General features: G+C 62.5%; 18 protein-coding genes and 1 tRNA gene. 8 read left to right on the top strand and 11 right to left on the bottom strand.

Annotated elements, in window-relative coordinates:
• Window position 1: 1 nt before the first annotated feature.
• The gene (locus ACIU1A_RS08825) at window positions 2-1,228 is read left to right on the top strand and encodes a GNAT family N-acetyltransferase (RefSeq protein WP_404927095.1); all 1,227 of its coding nucleotides are present in this window, start codon (window positions 2-4) and stop codon (window positions 1,226-1,228) included.
• Window positions 1,229-1,274: 46 nt separating this feature from the next.
• Here ACIU1A_RS08825 and ACIU1A_RS08820 read toward each other — a convergent pair whose 3' ends face one another.
• Window positions 1,275-3,524 carry an exopolysaccharide transport family protein gene (locus ACIU1A_RS08820; RefSeq protein WP_224705935.1) on the bottom strand — a complete coding sequence of 750 codons (2,250 nt, stop codon included), beginning with the start codon at window positions 3,522-3,524 and terminating at the stop codon, window positions 1,275-1,277.
• Window positions 3,525-3,777: 253 nt separating this feature from the next.
• Between ACIU1A_RS08820 and ACIU1A_RS08815 the strand changes: the two genes are divergently transcribed.
• The 4 genes from ACIU1A_RS08815 (at window position 3,778) to ACIU1A_RS08800 (ending at window position 8,381) form a co-directional block, all read left to right on the top strand.
• A complete protein-coding gene (locus ACIU1A_RS08815; RefSeq protein ID WP_140493982.1) occupies window positions 3,778-4,341 on the top strand; it encodes a polysaccharide biosynthesis/export family protein in 564 nt (187 codons plus the stop codon).
• Window positions 4,342-4,350: 9 nt separating this feature from the next.
• The gene (locus tag ACIU1A_RS08810; protein ID WP_404927094.1) at window positions 4,351-5,481 is read left to right on the top strand and encodes a glycosyltransferase family 4 protein; all 1,131 of its coding nucleotides are present in this window, start codon (window positions 4,351-4,353) and stop codon (window positions 5,479-5,481) included.
• Window positions 5,482-5,574: 93 nt separating this feature from the next.
• Window positions 5,575-7,110, top strand: a complete 1,536-nt coding sequence (locus ACIU1A_RS08805) for an undecaprenyl-phosphate glucose phosphotransferase (protein WP_404927093.1) — start codon at window positions 5,575-5,577, stop codon at window positions 7,108-7,110.
• The gene (locus ACIU1A_RS08800; protein WP_404927092.1) at window positions 7,107-8,381 is read left to right on the top strand and encodes an O-antigen ligase family protein; all 1,275 of its coding nucleotides are present in this window, start codon (window positions 7,107-7,109) and stop codon (window positions 8,379-8,381) included. Before ACIU1A_RS08805 ends, ACIU1A_RS08800 begins: the two co-directional genes overlap by 4 nt.
• Before the next feature lie 80 nt (window positions 8,382-8,461).
• Here the strand turns inward: ACIU1A_RS08800 and ACIU1A_RS08795 are convergent, their stop codons facing one another.
• The 3 genes from ACIU1A_RS08795 to ACIU1A_RS08785 form a co-directional block, all read right to left on the bottom strand.
• Window positions 8,462-8,971 (bottom strand): ferritin-like domain-containing protein, encoded by a 510-nt coding sequence (locus tag ACIU1A_RS08795; RefSeq protein ID WP_140781469.1) that lies wholly within the window; start codon window positions 8,969-8,971, stop codon window positions 8,462-8,464.
• 117 nt (window positions 8,972-9,088) lie between these two features.
• Window positions 9,089-9,691, bottom strand: a complete 603-nt coding sequence (locus tag ACIU1A_RS08790) for a DUF4142 domain-containing protein (protein ID WP_404927091.1) — start codon at window positions 9,689-9,691, stop codon at window positions 9,089-9,091.
• A 49-nt stretch (window positions 9,692-9,740) separates the two neighbouring features.
• Complete coding sequence (locus ACIU1A_RS08785; RefSeq protein WP_404927090.1) at window positions 9,741-11,138, bottom strand: cytochrome B6; 1,398 nt, start codon at window positions 11,136-11,138, stop codon at window positions 9,741-9,743.
• A gap of 389 nt (window positions 11,139-11,527) precedes the next feature.
• Between ACIU1A_RS08785 and ACIU1A_RS08780 the strand changes: the two genes are divergently transcribed.
• Window positions 11,528-11,604: transfer RNA gene (locus ACIU1A_RS08780), tRNA-Pro, on the top strand.
• 46 nt (window positions 11,605-11,650) lie between these two features.
• Here ACIU1A_RS08780 and ACIU1A_RS08775 read toward each other — a convergent pair.
• Together ACIU1A_RS08775 and ACIU1A_RS08770 are read right to left on the bottom strand one after the other, a co-directional pair.
• Entirely contained in the window at window positions 11,651-12,112 is a 462-nt protein-coding gene (locus ACIU1A_RS08775; protein WP_140521801.1) for a YbaK/EbsC family protein, read from the bottom strand.
• Window positions 12,113-12,250: 138 nt separating this feature from the next.
• The gene (locus ACIU1A_RS08770; protein WP_140624655.1) at window positions 12,251-12,535 is read right to left on the bottom strand and encodes a helix-turn-helix domain-containing protein; all 285 of its coding nucleotides are present in this window, start codon (window positions 12,533-12,535) and stop codon (window positions 12,251-12,253) included.
• 285 nt (window positions 12,536-12,820) lie between these two features.
• On the opposite strand from ACIU1A_RS08770, the gene ACIU1A_RS08765 reads away from it, so the two are divergent.
• Window positions 12,821-13,432: a hypothetical protein gene (locus tag ACIU1A_RS08765; RefSeq protein WP_140583720.1), complete on the top strand. Its 612-nt coding sequence runs from the start codon at window positions 12,821-12,823 to the stop codon at window positions 13,430-13,432.
• Window positions 13,433-13,652: 220 nt separating this feature from the next.
• The gene (locus tag ACIU1A_RS08760) at window positions 13,653-13,835 is read left to right on the top strand and encodes a hypothetical protein (RefSeq protein WP_140521795.1); all 183 of its coding nucleotides are present in this window, start codon (window positions 13,653-13,655) and stop codon (window positions 13,833-13,835) included.
• 280 nt (window positions 13,836-14,115) lie between these two features.
• Here the strand turns inward: ACIU1A_RS08760 and ACIU1A_RS08755 are convergent, their stop codons facing one another.
• The 5 genes from ACIU1A_RS08755 to plsX form a co-directional block, all read right to left on the bottom strand.
• A complete protein-coding gene (locus ACIU1A_RS08755; RefSeq protein ID WP_140515713.1) occupies window positions 14,116-14,418 on the bottom strand; it encodes a hypothetical protein in 303 nt (100 codons plus the stop codon).
• A 100-nt stretch (window positions 14,419-14,518) separates the two neighbouring features.
• Window positions 14,519-15,058 carry a MerR family transcriptional regulator gene (locus ACIU1A_RS08750; RefSeq protein WP_140494005.1) on the bottom strand — a complete coding sequence of 180 codons (540 nt, stop codon included), beginning with the start codon at window positions 15,056-15,058 and terminating at the stop codon, window positions 14,519-14,521.
• Window positions 15,059-15,282: 224 nt separating this feature from the next.
• Complete coding sequence (locus ACIU1A_RS08745) at window positions 15,283-15,606, bottom strand: integration host factor subunit alpha (RefSeq protein WP_140494007.1); 324 nt, start codon at window positions 15,604-15,606, stop codon at window positions 15,283-15,285.
• A 100-nt stretch (window positions 15,607-15,706) separates the two neighbouring features.
• On the bottom strand, window positions 15,707-16,678 hold the full coding sequence (locus ACIU1A_RS08740; RefSeq protein WP_140494008.1) for a beta-ketoacyl-ACP synthase III: 972 nt from the start codon (window positions 16,676-16,678) through the stop codon (window positions 15,707-15,709).
• 9 nt (window positions 16,679-16,687) lie between these two features.
• Window positions 16,688-17,758 carry a phosphate acyltransferase PlsX gene (gene plsX, locus ACIU1A_RS08735; RefSeq protein ID WP_140494009.1) on the bottom strand — a complete coding sequence of 357 codons (1,071 nt, stop codon included), beginning with the start codon at window positions 17,756-17,758 and terminating at the stop codon, window positions 16,688-16,690.
• Window positions 17,759-17,764: the final 6 nt, after the last annotated feature.

Below are 17,764 nucleotides of genomic sequence, written 5' to 3'. Positions count from 1 at the left end.
TATGGTTGACGCGGCCGCGTCATTTGACGGCAATCGCCTGGCGGCAATCGAAGCCCCGCCCAGTGTGCCGCCGATAGAGCCGGCTGGGCTGTCGGTTTCCACCGCTTCCGCCGATGGGATCGCGGCCTATGCCGCGTTCTGCCGCTCCGCCGTGTTCGCGCCGGCGCAGAGCGCGGTTTGGATCCGCAACTGGGCCGCGCAGGTCGAGCCGGACCCGGTCGTGGCGATGCTGAATTGCGAAGGCAGACCGGTTTTCGCACTGGCGCTGGAGGTCGTCGGCCATGGGCCATTCCGTGTTGCCCGCTTCATGGGCGGCCGCCACGCCAATGGCAATTTCGTCGCCGCCGACCCGCAATGGCTTGCCAGGGCGGACAGTGCGGCTATTCGTTCGACCCTGGCGGCCATAGCCGAGGCTCGCCCCGACATCGATCTCGTCGCCTTCGAACGCCTGCTGCCCGACCTCGATGGCGTAGCCAACCCACTCGCCTCGTTCGATTATTTCAACAGCCCGAACCTGTCGCTCGCCGTCGACCTGGTCGGCGGTTTCGATGCACTGCTCTCTCGCGCAAACGGAAAGCGCAAACGCAAGAAGCACCGCTCGCAGACGCGCAAGTTCGAGGCCATCGGCAGCCATCGGCGCATCGAGGCGCGGACCGTGGACGAGGTCGGCCGGCTGCTCGACGGCTTTTTCGAGATGAAGGAATCCCGCTTCCGCAGGATGGGCATCGCCAACGTCTTCGGCGACAATCAAGTGCGCGCGTTCTTCCGTGCTCTGTTCACCGAGGCGCTTGCCGAGGATAAGCCCTCCTTCGTGCTGCACGGGCTCCAGGTCGCCGGCAAGCTTCGCGCCGTGACCGGATCGAGCCGCTCGGGCAAACGGCTGATCTGCGAGTTCGGCGCGATCGCCGAGGATGACCTCGCCCACACCAGCCCCGGCGACTTCCTGTTCTTCGGCAATATCCAGGAAGCCTGCGAGGCGGGTTTCGACGTCTATGATTTCTCGGTCGGCGACGAGCCGTACAAGCGTTTATGGTGCGATATCGAAACGCAGCACTTCGAGGTGCTGGTTCCGCTGACGTCGAAAGGCCGCGCACTGGCGCTGGGGCTGCGGCAAAGCGCCAGGCTGAAAGCCGTCGTCAAGAACAGTCCGACGATCTGGAAGCTGACCAAGCTGCTGCGTCGCAAGGCCGCTGGCCAGGCGCCGGCGCCCGCCGAGGACGGTAGCTAACCCGCCCACCTTCCAACGTGATGACCACAAGCGCCGCTCATCGGACTCAAGCCGCCGAGCGCCTTCCCGGCACCGGGGTGCCCGGCGGTTCGTGGCCGAGCGGGGTCACCAGCGTCAACTCCGGATAGCCATTCTCGATAAGCTTGACGGCGGCCTGCGTCACCTCATCATCCGGCTCCAGCATGGAGAGGAACACCTCGGTCGCATCGCCACCCAGACGGCTGATGCCTTGGGCGTCGGCGGGACCGCATTCGACCACCACCAGGTCATAGGCGGTGGTCAGCGATTGCATGATGATCGGCAGCCGGTCGGCGGCGCGCATGGCGCGAACCGGATCGGCGGTGCCGACAGGAATGACATGGCAGTCGGAATAGAGGTCGGGGTGGATGACTTCGCTGAACTGCGCCTGCGACGCGAGCAGATTGGTGATGCCCGGGAACAGTCCGCTGTCGAGCATCGGTCGCGAGGCGGCGCCGGAAGCCGTGAGGTCGAGCAGCAGCACGCGCAGGCCGGCGTCGGAGACCTCACGCGCCACCAGGATCGCGGACGCGGCCGCCTCGTCACCTTCGGGCGACACGAAGATGGCGCGCGCGGCGCCGCTTGCGATCAGCTTTTCCGCCGCTTTTTCAACGTCGATCTCGCCCAGCACCGAACGCGGCCTGGTTTTGGCGACCGGGACGGCCTCGGCAACAGGGACGGTTTCGGCGACCGGTGCGCCGGCGGCGGGTTCGACCTCTATGGCAGATTCCGCCGGCGAGAGCAGATCCGGTTCCACCATCATCTCCGGTTCCACCGCTTTCTCAGCGTGGTGCTCAGGCCCGGACTCTGGAATGATCGTCGTTTCCCTGGCCGCGACCGGCATCGCCACCTCGTCGATCGGCTCGAAGCGAGCGCCGCTGGCCGGGCGCATGGCGCGGCCGGAAAAGAGTTCGCGCAGCAGCGTGAACACCGACATGAGCAAAAGCGAGGCGGCAAAAGCAGCACCGACGATCGGCCCGATCTTGGGGAAGTAGGCCTCGGAAGGCACTACGGCCTTCGAGATGACACGCGCGTCGACCGGCACGTAATTGCGATCCTGGCGCGAAGCCGCCTCGCGGTAGTTGGTCAGGTAAAGTTCGAGCTGCTGGCGCTTGGCGGCAGCGTCACGCTGCAGCGCATCGAGACCGACCTGCTGTTCGCCTGCCTCCGCGGAAGCCGCCTTCAGCGTGTTGACGTCGGCGACGAGCTGGCTCTCACGTGACTTGGCGGCATCGGCCTGCATCGCCAGGCCCTTCATCACCTTTTGAGCTTCACTGCGGATCTGCGCGTCGAGATCGGCTAGCTGCGATTTTGCCGCGCGGATGCGCGGATGATTATCGAGCAGCGTCGTCGACAGGTCGGCGATGTTGGCGCGCAGTTCGACCTGCCGTTCGCGCAAGCGCTGGATCAGATCGGATGACAGCACCTCGGGCAGCGAATCCAGCGAGCCGCCATTCTGCAGCGCCTTGCGCACGCTGTCGGCGGTGCCTTCGGCGGCGGCGCGGTTGGCCCGCACCCGCGACAATTCGGTCGACAGTTCGGCCAGTTGTTGGGTGGCGAGCACAGAATTGTTGCCGCCCACCAGAAGGTCCGACTGGGCGCGATAGGCGGCGACCTTGGCCTCGGCATCCCTGACCTGCTTCTGCAAATCGGCGATCTCGGGAGCCAGGAAGTCCGCCGCGGCGGTGTTGGATTCGAGCTTGGCCGCGCCCTGCCCGGCAATGTAGGCGGCGGCAATGGCATCGGGGATAGCAGCCGCGAGCTTGGGATCTTCCGAGGAGAACTCGATGGCGATGATACGCGTCTTTTCGACGCCATAGACGTTGAGCTTCTCGCGCATCTTCTTCAGGACGCGCTCATCGACCGGGATATCCAGGGGATCGTTCTTCAACCCCACCAGGATCAGCAGGCGGCTGAGAGGCGACATATCGACAGTTTCATCGAATTCGTGCAATCGCGACAGATCAAGCTTCTGCGCCACCCGCTTCAGGATTTCGTTGGACGAAATGATCTGGACCTGGGTGGCGACGCCTTGCTCATCGAGGATCGGCTTGTCGCTGTCATTACTGCCGGCGGGGCGCGTGTAGACGGATTCACGCGTATCGATCTGAACCTGCGTCTGGGCCTTGTAGTGCTTGGTTGCCAGCGAAGCGAGCGCAAACGCCAACCCGGTGACCACCAGGGAGACGACCAATATTCGCAGCCAGTTCCTCGCCAGGCTGGCGAAGAGCTGCCCAAGATCGACGTCAACGTCTGCGGCCGTGGACTGAACGGACATGCATCCTACTCCGATACGGATCGCATGCACCGTAAACAACTATGGTAACTCAGCCGTTAAGATCACAGCAAGCTTCCGCTAGGACTTACTGGGAGGCGCCAAGCAAAATCGCCAAAGTTGTAAAACTCCTGTCGATCGATGCCGTATCGGTCGTACCCTTTACCGGCCATTAACCCTAACAGGACGATAACGGACGCGCTCTCAGATGTTTGCTGCGACGCCGCAGCGGCCAGTCGAAGGTATGTGTCCTGTCATGAAAAGCACTGCTTCCCTCTTTCGCGCGCTGCTTGCCGTGTCGATGCTTGCTGGCTGCTCCAGCTACCGGCCGACGCCGGCCGCCTTCCACGAGGTGCTCGATCAACCCTATCGCCTGGGCGCCGGTGACCGCGTCCGCGTCACCGTGTTCGAACAGGACGGGCTGACCAACACCTATAGTGTCGACCAGTCCGGATATCTCTCCTTCCCGCTGGTCGGTGCCGTGCCGGCGCGCGGCCACACCGCCCAGCAGATGGAAAAGGAAATCGCCGACAAACTGCGCCAAGGCTACCTGCGCGATCCCGATGTTTCCGTCGAGATCGACCGCTACAGGCCTATCTTCGTCATGGGCGAAGTGGGCGCCGCCGGCCAGTATTCCTATGTGCCCGGCCTCACCGTTCAGAAAGCCGTCGCCATTGCCGGCGGCTTCACGCCGCGCGCCAACCAGGAAAGCGTCGACATCACCCGAGATATCAACGGGAAGGTGATGACCGGCCGGGTTGTTACGTCGGACCCGCTGCTGCCCGGAGATACCGTCTATGTGCGCGAACGTCTGTTCTGACGAACACACGTGGCGGACAAACTCAGGATCGTCCATTGCTTTCGTTCACCTGTCGGCGGGATATTTCGGCATGTGCGGGACCTCGCGGAAGCTCAGGTCGCCGCCGGCCATTCGGTCGGCATCGTGTGCGATTCGACCACAGGCGGGGAATTCGAGGAGCGCTTGTTCGATCGGATGAAGGCCATACTGGCGCTCGGCATCCATCGCACGCCGATGCAGCGCCATGTCGGACTGGGGGATCTCGCCTCGGCCTGGCGCACCTACGGAATCATCAAGGAATTGCGGCCGGACGTGCTGCACGGGCACGGCGCCAAGGGTGGCGCCTATGCCCGTCTGTTCGGCTCACTGTTGCGGGTATCAAGGTCTCGCGTAGCCCGCCTTTATTCGCCGCATGGCGGTTCTCTCCACTATGACGAGAGCACGTTCACGGGAAAGCTGTTCTTCGCGCTCGAGCGATCCATGGCTCACTTCACCGACTGTCTGCTGTTCGTCTCGGACTATGAGCGACGCACCTATCGCAGGAAGGTCGGCGAGGCGCCCATTCCGAACGCGCTGATCTACAATGGCCTGCGCGCGGCTGAGTTCGACCCCGTTCCGGAGAAGCCCGGAATGGTGGACCTGCTCTACATCGGCATGATGCGTGACCTCAAGGGACCCGACATCTTCATCGACGCGCTGGCCCTTGCGGGGACACGGCTCGGACGCCCGCTGGGCGCGGTCATGGTGGGCGACGGCGACAACCTGCCTCGGTACCGCGCGCAAGTGAGGCGGCTCGGGCTTGACGGCAATGTGCGTTTCCTGCCGCCGATGCCGGCCAGGGATGCCTTTGCGCTGGGCGCGCTGGTCGTCGTTCCTTCGCGCGCCGAAGCATTGCCGTATGTCGTGCTCGAGACGCTGGCGGCGGGAAAACCGATGATCGCCACGGCCGTTGGCGGCATACCGGAGATCTTCGGCGCCGATTCCCCTGCCCTGATCAGACCTGATCCGTTGCAGCTTGCCGACAAGATCGCCGAAGCGCTGGCCGATCCCGCCGCCTATCGAAAACTGATGCCCGATCGCGCCGATCTGGAGGCACGCTTCGGAGCCGATGTCATGGCTGCCGAGATCGAGAAAGCGTATTTCGCGGCGCTGGCCAAATAAACCACCGGCCCAAGCCCTTCCAAAGCCACGCGTTGTTTCAAGGGTTTCTTAGCTCTCTTTTGCTATTGCCTGGGGGAAGCTTGCGGAAATCCCATGAACGAGATCGATCCCGTGCACCGCTTTTCGGCAGAGGCTGTGCGCAAACTCGACACCCCGACCGATGGCGGCATGCCGGGCGGCATGAATGATGTCGCCCGTCAGGTCGCCTCGCAATACCGGCGCGATACGATGTCGCCGATCATGGTCAGCGGCGTCCTGCGGATGGTCGAGTTCGCAGTGCTGTTCCTTTCCGGCCTCGGCGTCTATTTCTACTTTGTCGGCTTCTTCAACTATTTCGCCTGGCAATATCCGCTGACGATCGCCGCCGCGTCGTTCCTTGCAGTGGTGCTGCTCGACGTCACCGATTGCTACCAGATCGTCTCGCTCATGCGGCCGATCGCCAATTTTGGACGTTTGCTGCTGGTCTGGGCCGGCACGTTCGCCCTCATGGCGCTGACGGCATTCGTGATGAAGATATCTGAAAACTATTCACGATTGCTGTTCGGCACCTGGTTCGCCGTCGGTTTCATTCTCATCTTCGGCCTGCGGCTGGTGATGTCGAAGCTGATCCGGCGCTGGGCGCGCGACGGCCACATGGAGCGGCGCGCCGTCATCGTCGGCGGCGGCAAGGCAGCGGAGGCCCTGATCCGCTCGGTCGAGAGGCAGCCCTACAACGACATCCGCATTTGCGGCATTTTCGACGATCGCAGCGACAAACGCTCGCCGCCTATCGTCGCCGGCTATCCCAAGCTCGGCACAATCTCGGAGCTGATCGAATTCGCCCGCGTCGCCCGCATCGACATGCTGATCGTGTCGCTGCCGCTGACCGCCGAATCGCGCGTGCTGCAATTGCTGAAGAAACTGTGGGTGCTGCCGGTCGACATCCGGCTGTCGGCGCATTCGAACGCGCTGCAGTTTCGTCCACGCGCCTATTCCTACATCGGCTCGGTGCCGATGCTCGACATCTTCGACAAGCCGATCAACGACTGGGATTCGGTGGCCAAGCGCGCCTTCGACATCGTTTTCAGCCTGATCGGCATCGTCGTGTTCTCACCGGTGATGCTGGCGACCGCTATCGCCATCAAGCTCGACAGCAAGGGACCGGTGCTGTTTCGCCAGAAGCGGCATGGTTTCAACAATGAGGTGATCGAAGTCTACAAATTCCGCTCGATGTATGCCGACCGGTCGGACCCGACCGCCAGACAGACGGTCACCAAGAACGACCCGCGCGTTACCCGCGTCGGCCGCTTCATCCGCAAGACCTCGATCGACGAGCTGCCGCAGTTCTTCAATTCGCTGCTGGGTTCGCTGTCGCTGGTCGGCCCGCGGCCGCACGCGATTGCCGCGCAGTCGCACAACCTGCTCTACAACGAAGTGGTCGACGGCTATTTCGCGCGCCACAAGGTCAAGCCCGGCGTTACCGGCTGGGCGCAGATCAATGGCTGGCGCGGCGAGATGGACACCAACGAGAAGATCCGCATGCGGACGGAATACGACCTCTATTATATCGAGAACTGGTCGATGCTGTTCGACCTGCGGATCCTGTTCCTGACGCCGATTCGGCTGCTCAACACGGAAAACGCCTATTGAGCGCGGTCACCCATGACCTGCCGCGCGCGGCGGTCAATGCGAAGCTGATCGCGCTGATTTCCTCGGGCGCGGTCGGGCTCGGCATCCTGCTTTCCGGCTTCGTCATCAGCGAGCCGGCTCCTTACGAGATCTACATGGCCGGCCTGATCGCCATCTGGGCGCTTTTCGGTTTGAGGATTTCGCACGCGGCCGCGCCGCTGCTGGTGCTTCTGGTGACGATGAATATCGGCGGCATGATCGCCATGACGCAGATGTCAGACCTCGCCAACACGCCGCTCTACCTTGCAGTGTCGCTGTTTCTCGCCTTCAGCGCGGTCTTCTTCGCATCGGTCACCGCCACGCAGCCGAGCCTCTACCGGCTGATCTTCATTGCCTATGTCGTATCCGCGGTGATGACTTCGCTGCTCGGCATAGCAGGGTATTTCCATGCCTTCCCGGGCGCGGAGATGTTCACCAAATACGACCGCGCCGCAGGCGCCTTCCAGGACCCGAACGTGTTCGGGCCGTTCCTAGTTCTGCCCGGCATCTATCTGCTCTATCTGCTGCTGACCGGGCCGGTCTCGCGCATGCCGCTGCTGGCGGTGCCGCTGCTCATCATCACATCAGGCATCTTCTTCTCCTTCTCGCGCGGCGCCTGGGGCATGTTTGCCGTCTCTGCCGTTCTGCTTACCGGCTGCCTGTTCCTGCAGAGCAACAGCGGCATGTTCCGGCTGCGCGTGGTGGTGATGACCATCGCGGCATTGTCGCTGCTGACGATCGCCATGATCGTCATCCTGCAGCTGCCGGGCGTGGCGGAAATGCTCTCCAACCGTGCCCATCTCGAACAGAGCTACGACACCGCCCGCCTCGGCCGCTTCGCCCGCTATGCAATCGGCTTCCAAATGGCGATGGAGCACCCGTTCGGCATCGGGCCTCTGGTGTTCGGCACCATCTTCGGCGAGGACACCCACGACATCTGGCTGAAGATGCTGATGGATTATGGCTGGCTCGGCTTCGTATCGTTCCTGACGCTTGTCCTCTGGACGATATGTGCCGGATTCCGCATCCTGCTGCGCGACCGGCCATGGCAGCCCTATCTCCTGTGCGCCTATGTCGCCTTCATCGGCAATGTCGGGCTCGGCACCTTCATCGACATCGACCATTGGCGCCACGTCTATCTGCTGCTCGGATTGGTCTGGGGCGCGATCGCGCTGGAACACCGTCATCAGCGGCAATTACGGCTGGCGATGCCGAAAGCTTCACGTGACCGCGGAGCGCTATCGGCTCGATAGTCGCCGCCGCCGACAGGCAGCGCGCGCTGCCGCTGTCGCACGATCATGGCCGGCGAAATTCGACGCGATGACAGGCCCGATTATCGTTTTGCGGCATCGCTGTCGGCCGCGGCGCGAGACAGGAACATCTGCGTCGTCTCGGCGAGATGGCTCTTGAGCCAATCCGCCATCGCCTCCTCTTCGCGCAGATTCTGCTCAGACACACGCGCCACCTCGGCCTCCCCTTCGGCGTTGGCCGCGGCGATGAGCATCGTGTAGGAGGCAATCTCCATATGCTCGAAAGTATAGCTGGCGAGCGAGCCCTTCATCACCTCGTCGCCGGCAAACACGCCGCTGATCGACTGGGCCATGGCGGTGAGCTTGCCGCCTGCGTCTTTCATCGCGGAGGATCCCTCTCCGATCCGGTCAAGACAGCTTTTGAGGCGCGAGGCCTGCTGCCGCGTCTCGTCGAGATGCTGACGGATGCGGTTGCGGAGTTCCGGATAGCTTTCGAGGCGTGACAGTTGCCCGGAGAGCATCGTCTCGGCCTGCTCCTCCATGGCGTGAGCGTCTCTCAGCCACTGTATCAACCAGTCGCGCGATTGTGTCATGAAGGTCTCCCTTGGGTTGCTCGCCCAAACCGCGAGTGGAGAGCATTGTTCCGCCCGGGCTATGGCAGGTTCGGCCAGAGGCGCTGCCAACGCGCGGATTGGCCGCCGACGCGACGGTCACTTCTTGCTCTGGCCCGAGGCATCGGCCAATGCCGGGTTCACCAGCTTGCTGCGGACGTCCCGCGCCATTCGCAGATGCTCCAGTACGGCCGGCAGGATATCCGAGGCGAAATGCTGGACATCCGGATCCTGGCCGGAGCCGATCTCCCATTCAAGGAGTTGCACAGTCTTCTGATGCTCGACGATCTGGCCGCTGATGTAAGCCAGATCGAATTCGACGCCTGTAAGCTTTTCCAGCCTGGTACGCATCTCCTCGTGCTCGGCATCCAGCCCAGGCGGAAGCGGCATCTTGGCCGCTTCGGCGAGCGACTTCAGCCTGTCGTTCGCCCTCTGGTGGTCGTCAACCATCCTGCGGGCAAAGTCTTTCACCGCGGCATTTTCGGATTGTCCGGCAAGCTCGCCGAAGCGGACCTCGGCCAGACCGCCAGCAGCGGTAAGCTGCGCGAACAGCCGGTCCTGATAGTTGGTTTGGTGAGGCATTGGCTTGCCGGGAGATTCCTTCATCGTGTCCGGCGCCATGCCAGCCGGATTGCCGAACTGGGCGAAGGCGGTGGCGGCAGGCAGAAGCGCAAGCCCCACGACAGTTGCGAGTAGACGCATGCGAACCTCCTCGGGAAGCGTATCGCGCCGGATATCACGGCGCGCTTTCTCAGAGCACGAGCAGATAGGCGACCAGCGCGTCCTTTTCCGATTGGTCGAGTTTGGTGCCCAGCACCAGATTGAAGAACTCGACCGTGTCGGCGAGCGTCATCAGGCGGCCGTCATGCAAATAGGGCGGCGTGTCCTTGATGCCGCGCAGCGCGAACGTCTTGATCGGACCGTCGGGAAGCTCGACCATGTCGTTGACGGTCTGTCCTGGCTTGTAGAAACGATCGAGCTTCAGATCGTGCATGTTGTTGTCCATGAAGGACGTCTGCGGATTGTGGCATTGGGAGCAGCGGCCCTTGCCCATGAACACCGCTTCCCCTTTCAATTCCTCTGCTGACGCCAGTGCCGGATCGAGGCGGCCAAACGGATCGAGCTTAGGCGCCGGCGGGAAATCGATGATGTTTTGCATCTGTGCCATCATCGCCACCTGGTTCGGGCGGTCAGGCAGGTTGACGCCCTTGCGGGTGGCACTGACATGATCGCCATTGAAATACGCGGTGCGCTGCTCGAATTCGGTGAAATCCTCCACGGACCGCAATGAGCGCTTCGATCCATGTATCTGCTGGTTGAAGAGGCCGCGCAGACTGGTGGTGTCGAGACGGAAGCGCGCCGCCTGCGGCCTGATGTCGGGTGTCTGATGGAAGGCGGCGTTAGTGTTGAAATTGGAATGGCAATCAAGGCAGGCGACACCCATGCTCTGGCCAGCGACCTTGCGGTCCTCGGTCTGATTGAACTCTTCCTGCGGGAATGGCGTCAGCAGAAGCCGCAAACCCTCCATCTGTACTGGGGTGATGATGCCGTTCATGATCTCGTAGTAATTGCGGATGGTAAGCAGTTCGCCGCGCGAGACATCGCCGAGTTCAGGGTGGGTGGTCAGGAAAATCGGTGGCGGGAATTCGGGCGTCAGGTGATCGGGAAGATCGAAATCGACGTCGAAGCGGCGCAGATCACGGCCTTCCTGGCGGCCGATCTCGCGGATTTCCTTCTCGGGAAACACTTGGCCTCCGGCAGCCTGCTTGACATGAGGTAGCGGCAGGAAGCCAGCCGGCAGAAGACCCTGGTCACGAATATCGCCGGGGCTCATCGAGCTTAGCCTGTCCCAGGTCGAGCCACCCGCCAGCTTGACCCTGACGCCACCCTGGACCGGCTTCTTGCCGTCGGTCATCATCACGCCCGGTATCGGACGGTCAGCCAGATCATAACGTTGCTCCAAAAGCTTCTTCTGACGCTCCATCACGCCAGGCTTCTGCGCCTCGTCATCGGCTTTCACCGCGGAAAAGGGCTGGCTCGGCAATGGCCGATAGGTGATGTCAGGAGGCAGCGGATCCGAGAACGCACTGATGCTGGCCGCCGCGACGATGATCGCGCACGGAAGGCCGATATGGAGTTTGCCGGTCATTTCGTCCCTCCTAAGTTCCCCGGACGGTTGCCAAACCGGACCGGGGGCGGTTTGTTCCAAGGCGGGAGTTGGCGAAAGGGAATTTATTTCCGCCACCGGATTGAGCCATCGCCGGGCCCGTCATCTCTGAATGCAGGGCGACATCTTCCCCGCCTCGAACGGCGACGCCACGTTTGGAAAGCAATTCCCGGCCAAGAGAGCCCCGACAGGTGGAGGCATTTACCCTGAAGGAAGCCTTGCTCATGGCATGGTCCACGGAGCGACCCGCGAATGCCCGTGGGACTTCCGGTCAGGTTTGACGCGATTTATCGGCGATGGTTGGTTCTGCTTCCGGAGGCGGTTTTAGCGCTTGCGCGCCAAGCCTCGAATATATATGGCTTTGCGCGGTCCGGAGTGTAGCGCAGCCCGGTAGCGCACTTGACTGGGGGTCAAGGGGTCGTCGGTTCGAATCCGGCCACTCCGACCATTTTAAACAAGGACTTACCCCCAAAGTCCGTCTCATCTATCGCCATCTACCCCTGGCACACATCGACCCATTCGGCGCCGGTGAGATCAGCCATGCGTTGCGGTGCGATGCGCACCGCCGCGTTGGTGGCGCCGGCGGCGGGCACCACCTCTTCGAAACCGCGCAGCGACACGTCGCAATAGACCGGCAGCGGCGCCGGCAGGCCGAACGGGCAGACACCGCCGACCGGATGGCTGGTTGCCTCGATAACCTCAGCGGCCTCCAGCATGCGCGGCTTGCTGCCGAACCGATCCTTGAACTTGCGATTGTCCAGCCTGGCGGTGCCGCTGGTCACGACCAGCATGGTGCGTTCGCCGACGCGAAGGCAGATCGTCTTTGCGATCTGTGCCGGCAACACGCCGTGCGCCTGCGCAGCCAATGCTACGGTTGCCGAACTCGCGTCAGTCACGATCACGTCGATGTCAGGCGCCTTGCTGGCAAAGAAGGCACGAACGGATTCCAAGCTCATCGAAACCCCGCGGATCGAAATGACGAAGCAGCAAGCTAGGCCGGCGCGTCCATAAACACGTGCCGAAGCCTTCAGTCACGGCAAACAGAAAACCCGCCAAGGTCCCCGGCGGGTTTTCGAACATGCATGGCACTGGCGCTACAGCACGGGGCGGTCTTGCGCGGCCCGCGCCTGCACGGCCGTGCCGAGCAGCGCCTCCTGAGGAAGCCGAAGCGCCGACGCAATACGGCGCAGTTGCGACGGATCGGCCGTCCTGCCGTTCTCGATATCCTCGATTTCGTCGACCGACAGACCGGTTGTCAGGGAAAGCTCCTCGACACTGTATCCCTTGGTTTCCCGAATCGTTCTGAGGGCGCTATGGCCTTGCCCGGCTTCGCTGGCAACCAGTTCCGGGAGGGGTTCGCGCTTTGCACTGTATGGCATTGGCAACTCCGTTGGCTGAAAGAGTTTGATGAAAATGGTGTTGCCTGAGACGGCGAGAACATGCCCGCTTGCGGGTGATTTGCCAAGTCACAAACTGGCCGTCACAGCATCGTGAACCATGCTTGGCGGACGCCGCTCGCAACCGCTCTCGATCAAGTTCTTTTGAACACCTGATCACCTCGTCCCTCGATGATTTTTACGACCCCGTTCGTTGGTTCAATTGCGCCGGCGCGAAACCCAAGACGTTGCCGGCGCGGCTGTCATTTTCCTGAAAGGATCGATGCGATGAAATTGCGGACAATCATGATCGTGCTCGGCACGCTTTCCAGCCTTGGCCTTGCTGCAACCAGCGCGCCGGCGGCAGACACGGTGCGGGTGCGCGGCGTCGTGGCCAGTTCCGACCAATCCCAGCTGACGGTGAAAAACCGCCAGGGTGGCATGGATAAGATCAAGCTCGCTGCCGGATGGAAGATATCGGGCGTCGCGGGCGCGTCGGTAAAGGACATCAAGCTCGGCGATTTCCTCGGCATAGCATCCGTGTCGAAGGCCGATGGCGGCAGCGGCGCGCTCGAGGTCGTGGTGTTTCCCGCAGCCTTGAAAGGCACGGGCGAAGGCGACCGCGCCTGGGACCTCAAGCCCAACAGCCGCATGACCAACGGCACCGTCGCCGACGTGACCGACGTGAATGGCCGCGCGGTGACGCTGACCTATGACAACGGCCAGACAAAGAAGATCTCAATCCCCGACAAGACGCCGGTCGTCACCTTCGCGCCGGCCACGCCGGGCGATCTCAAGCCCGGCGCGCCCGTCGTGGTCACCGCGACGCGCGGCGCCGACGGCACGCTGAGTGCCAACCGCGTCGTGGTCGGCAACAATGGCGTGGTCCCGCCCATGTAAGCCGGTTGCGTCTGCGGCCCCGTATCGAAATTTCTCCCGCTCATCGGCGCTGTGGGCTCAGCCTGTCGGCGGAGCCCACAGCCTGCGCCGCCAGACACATTCCAGAAACAAAATTCTATATTCGGGAAATACTGACGAAAAAAATCGGGAGCGTAATCCCGCTCGCGGCGAACAGGCTGTTGGCCTGATTCAGATTGCCTGCGAAAAAAGGAAGATATCCATGAAGAAGTCCCTCCTCTCGGCCCTCGGGCTTGCAGTTGCACTTGCATTCACCATGCCAATCCTCGGCGCGACCAGCGCTGATGCCGCGCCGATGCACAAGCATCATCGTCATCATCGCAAGCACCATCGCAGCCACCACTACCATCATCACCACCACAAGGTTATGGGCAAGAAGGCCTGAGCTTAACCGACTGCCAATGAGAAGACCGGCTTTGGCTTCTTGTTCGAAGCCGGTCTTCTCCTGGTTTCCCCGGATACGCGCCGTATCAGCGCGATCTCGCAGCGCTACAACGAGCGCCTGCTCTGACGAAAAAACCCCTGTTCGTGCTGCAGACCGACAAGCTGGGGCTATGGCCCTTTTTCGTGGCACCCACAGGTGCCGCTGTCCTAAACCGGGTGCACTTTCGGGCAACATGAATCGCCCGCGCACCGATCCAGCGGAACCGAGGAATAAATAAAGGTCAGCGCCGGCTGAACAGCAGACTGGCGACCAGACCAAGCACCACAAAGCCGATCGCCGCGGCCGTCGCCGGATGCTCGCGGGCGGATTTCTCGATCGCCCTGCCCCGCTCGCGGATCGCCGGCAACGCATCGTGCAGACGTTCCGCAAGGTCGGAATACGTGTCAAGCGCCGCGTCGCGACCGTCTTCGTAATAGGCGCCGCCCCGCCTGGACGCAGCCTTCTTCAGGGCCGCCAATTCCCTGGAGAGTGCAGCGACCCGCCTGTCGAGATCGACGTCCGAGAGGGTCGAGAATAATGCCATGATGCGTTTCCTTGTCTGCTCAAGCCTTGTCTTGCTCAAGAAAACGTAACGCATCACCCAAAGGCGGGTTCCCGTTCTTCAGGCGCCGGCCGGTTGCCCGTCAGCGCACTTGGTCGAGGAGGCGCTTGCATTCGAGGAGGTCGAACAACGCTTCCTGCAACAGCGCGCGATTGTCCCGCGACAGTTTCGAAGCGTCCGGCTGGACCGGGCCTTCCTCGTCGCTCTTGCCAAGACCGAAGAAACGGCGGCTGGGCTTGACCCTCGGCTGGCCAACCAGTTCGTCATCTCCGCCGCGCGGCTGCGCTGCCGCCGTCAACGGCACCTGGTCGGCCTGCTTTCGTTGCGAGATCGCCTCGACGGCGGCCATATCGCCATTGCCGATGGCAACCAGGAAATGGTTGCCGTTTTCGCGCAACAGCTTCTGCACGCCCTTGATGGTGTAGCCCTGGTCGTAGAGCATATGGCGAATGCCCTTGATCAGTTCGACATCCTGCGGCCGGTAGTAGCGGCGGCCGCCGCCGCGTTTCATCGGCTTGATCTGGTTGAAACGCGTTTCCCAGAAGCGCAGCACGTGCTGCGGCAGATCGAGGTCTTCGGCGACCTCGCTGATGGTGCGAAAGGCGTCAGGGCTCTTGTCCATGGGCGAAATCCTCACACTGGAGCATGATCCCGGGACATGGGAACCGGCGTTCGAACGAGATTCCCTCGACAGGAGGGGAGCTCATTCCGGCTGCGCGTAACGATCACGCGGAACACCAATCCGGCCATGTTGCCGAATCGGGTCTCATTTCAGCGGTTTGTGAGGCAATATTCAAGCCCGGCATCATCGCAAGGCCTGTTTTCAACCGTGCATTTGCAGCGAGCCTACTTGCCGCCCTTTGCCTTGCCGCTCTGGTGGGAGCGCAAGATGCGGTTCTTCAGCACGTTCGACGACTTGAAGGTCATCACCCGGCGCGGCAGGATCGGCACCTCTTCGCCGGTCTTGGGATTGCGCCCGATGCGCTCGTTCTTGGAGCGGACGTGGAACGTCGCGAAAGACGACAGTTTCACCGTCTCGCCACGGACGATCGCCTCGCAGATCTCGTCCAGCACCGCCTCGACGAGTTCGGCCGATTCAGTGCGCGACAAACCTACCTTGCGGTAAACGGCTTCGGCAAGGTCGGCGCGCGTAAGTGTCTTTCCCCCCATGCGACCGTCCCATCAGCTCAAACATAAAATCGATACAACAGCGGCAGAGCCTAAGTAATTGATCCGGCAAGGTCAAGGACCGAACCGGACCGTTCGGCACTTACCAGCGAAGCAGAACCGCGCCCCAGGTGAAGCCGCCGCCCATCGCTTCCAGAAGCACAAGGTCGCCCTTTTTGATGCGGCCATCGGCAACAGCCACGGAAAGCGCCAGCGGCACGGAAGCAGCCGAGGTGTTACCGTGCAGATTGACCGTCACCACCACCTTTTCCTCAGCTATCCCGAGCTTCCTGGCGGAAGCGTCAATGATCCGTTTATTGGCCTGATGCGGCACGAACCAGTCAAGGTCGTCGGCGGTGATGCCGGCCTGCGAAAACGTCGCCTCGATGACGTCGGTGATCATGCCCACCGCATGCTTGAAGACCTCGCGGCCTTCCATCCTGAGATAGCCGACCGTTCCTGTCGTCGAAGGCCCGCCGTCGACAAAGAGCTTGTCCTTGTGCGCGCCGTCGGAGCGCAGGCTCATCGCTAGCACACCGCGGTCGGCAATACTGCCGCCCCCTTCGCCGGCTTCAAGAACCAGGGCGCCGGCGCCATCGCCGAACAGTACGCAGGTCGAGCGATCGGTCCAGTCGAGGATGCGCGAGAAGGTCTCCGAGCCGATCACCAGCACGCGCTTGGCCAAGCCGCCGCGAATATAGAGGTCGGCCGTGGTTACCGCATAGACGAAGCCCGAGCATACCGCCTGCAGGTCGAAGGCAAAGCCGTGATGCATGCCGAGCCGGTTCTGGATTTCGACGGCCGTGGCCGGAAAAGTATTGTTGGGTGTCGAGGTCGCCAGCACGATCAGGTCGATGTCTCCGGGTGTCAGGCCGGCATCGGCGAGCGCTGCGCGCGCCGCCGCCTCACCCAGCGAAGCGGTGGTCTCGTCGTCGGCCGCGATATGGCGCTGGCGGATGCCGGTGCGCTGGGCGATCCACTCGTCCGAGGTTTCGACCATGCCTTCAAAGTCGGCATTCTTCATGATGCGGCGGGGCAGCGCGGCGCCCATGCCGCGCACGACTGATCTGATCAAAGTTCTTTCCTATTCCTTTGCGTCGCTGACGACGTCGGATTTCCTAGATGTCTGGGCATGCGGATTGCGCGCATGGAACAAGTCCAGGTCGGCCTCGATGCGGTCGAGCAGATTGTTGCGCACCATATCGTAGCCGAGTTCGATGGCGGCGGCGAAACCATCCGAATCGGCGCCGCCGTGGCTTTTCACCACAATGCCGTTCAGCCCCAGGAAAACGCCGCCATTGGAGCGGCCGACATCCATCTTTTCGCGCAGGCGATCGAACGCGCCCTTGGCGAAGATATAGCCGATCCTGGCCATCAGCGTACGGCTCATCGCCGCCCGCAGGTAGCCGCCAATCTGGCGCACCGTGCCTTCCGCCGTCTTCAGGGCGATGTTGCCGGCGAAGCCTTCGGTGACGACGACGTCGACCACGCCCTTGCCGATATCGTCGCCCTCGACGAAACCGTGATAGTTCATCGAGGCCATATTGGCTTCACGCAGCATGCGCCCAGCCTCCTTGACCTCTTCCTGGCCCTTGATCTCCTCGACGCCGACATTGAGTAGGCCGACACTAGGCCGCGAGACGCCGAAGACCGATCGGGCCATGCCGGTTCCAAGGATGGCAAAATCGATGAGCTGGTGCGCATCCGCGCCAATGGTGGCGCCGACGTCGAGGACCACGCTTTCGCCGCGCAGCGTCGGCCAAAGTGCCGCGATCGCCGGGCGGTCGATGGTGGCCATGGTGCGCAGGCAGAATTTCGACATCGCCATCAGCGCGCCGGTGTTGCCGGCCGAGACGCAGGCGTCCGCCGTACCCGACTTGACCGCCTCGACAGCCTTCCACATCGATGACTTCCAGCGGCCATGGCGCAGTGCCTGGCTCGGCTTGTCGTCCATCCTGACGGCCACCTCGCAGTGGAAGAATTCGCTCACACCGGCCAGCTTGGGAAATTTGGCCAGTTCGGGTCGTACGGCCTCCTCCCGCCCGTAGATGACGAAGCGGACGTCGGGACGGCGGGTCGCGACCGTCATGAGCGCCGGAATGACCACGGCTGGTCCGTGATCGCCGCCCATGGCATCGATGGAAATCCTGATCACGCGGTA

This window comes from Mesorhizobium maamorense, assembly GCF_044998965.1.
GTDB lineage: Bacteria > Pseudomonadota > Alphaproteobacteria > Rhizobiales > Rhizobiaceae > Mesorhizobium.
Note: the sequence above shows the minus strand (reverse complement) of the source record. Positions and strands in the feature narration are given on the sequence as shown.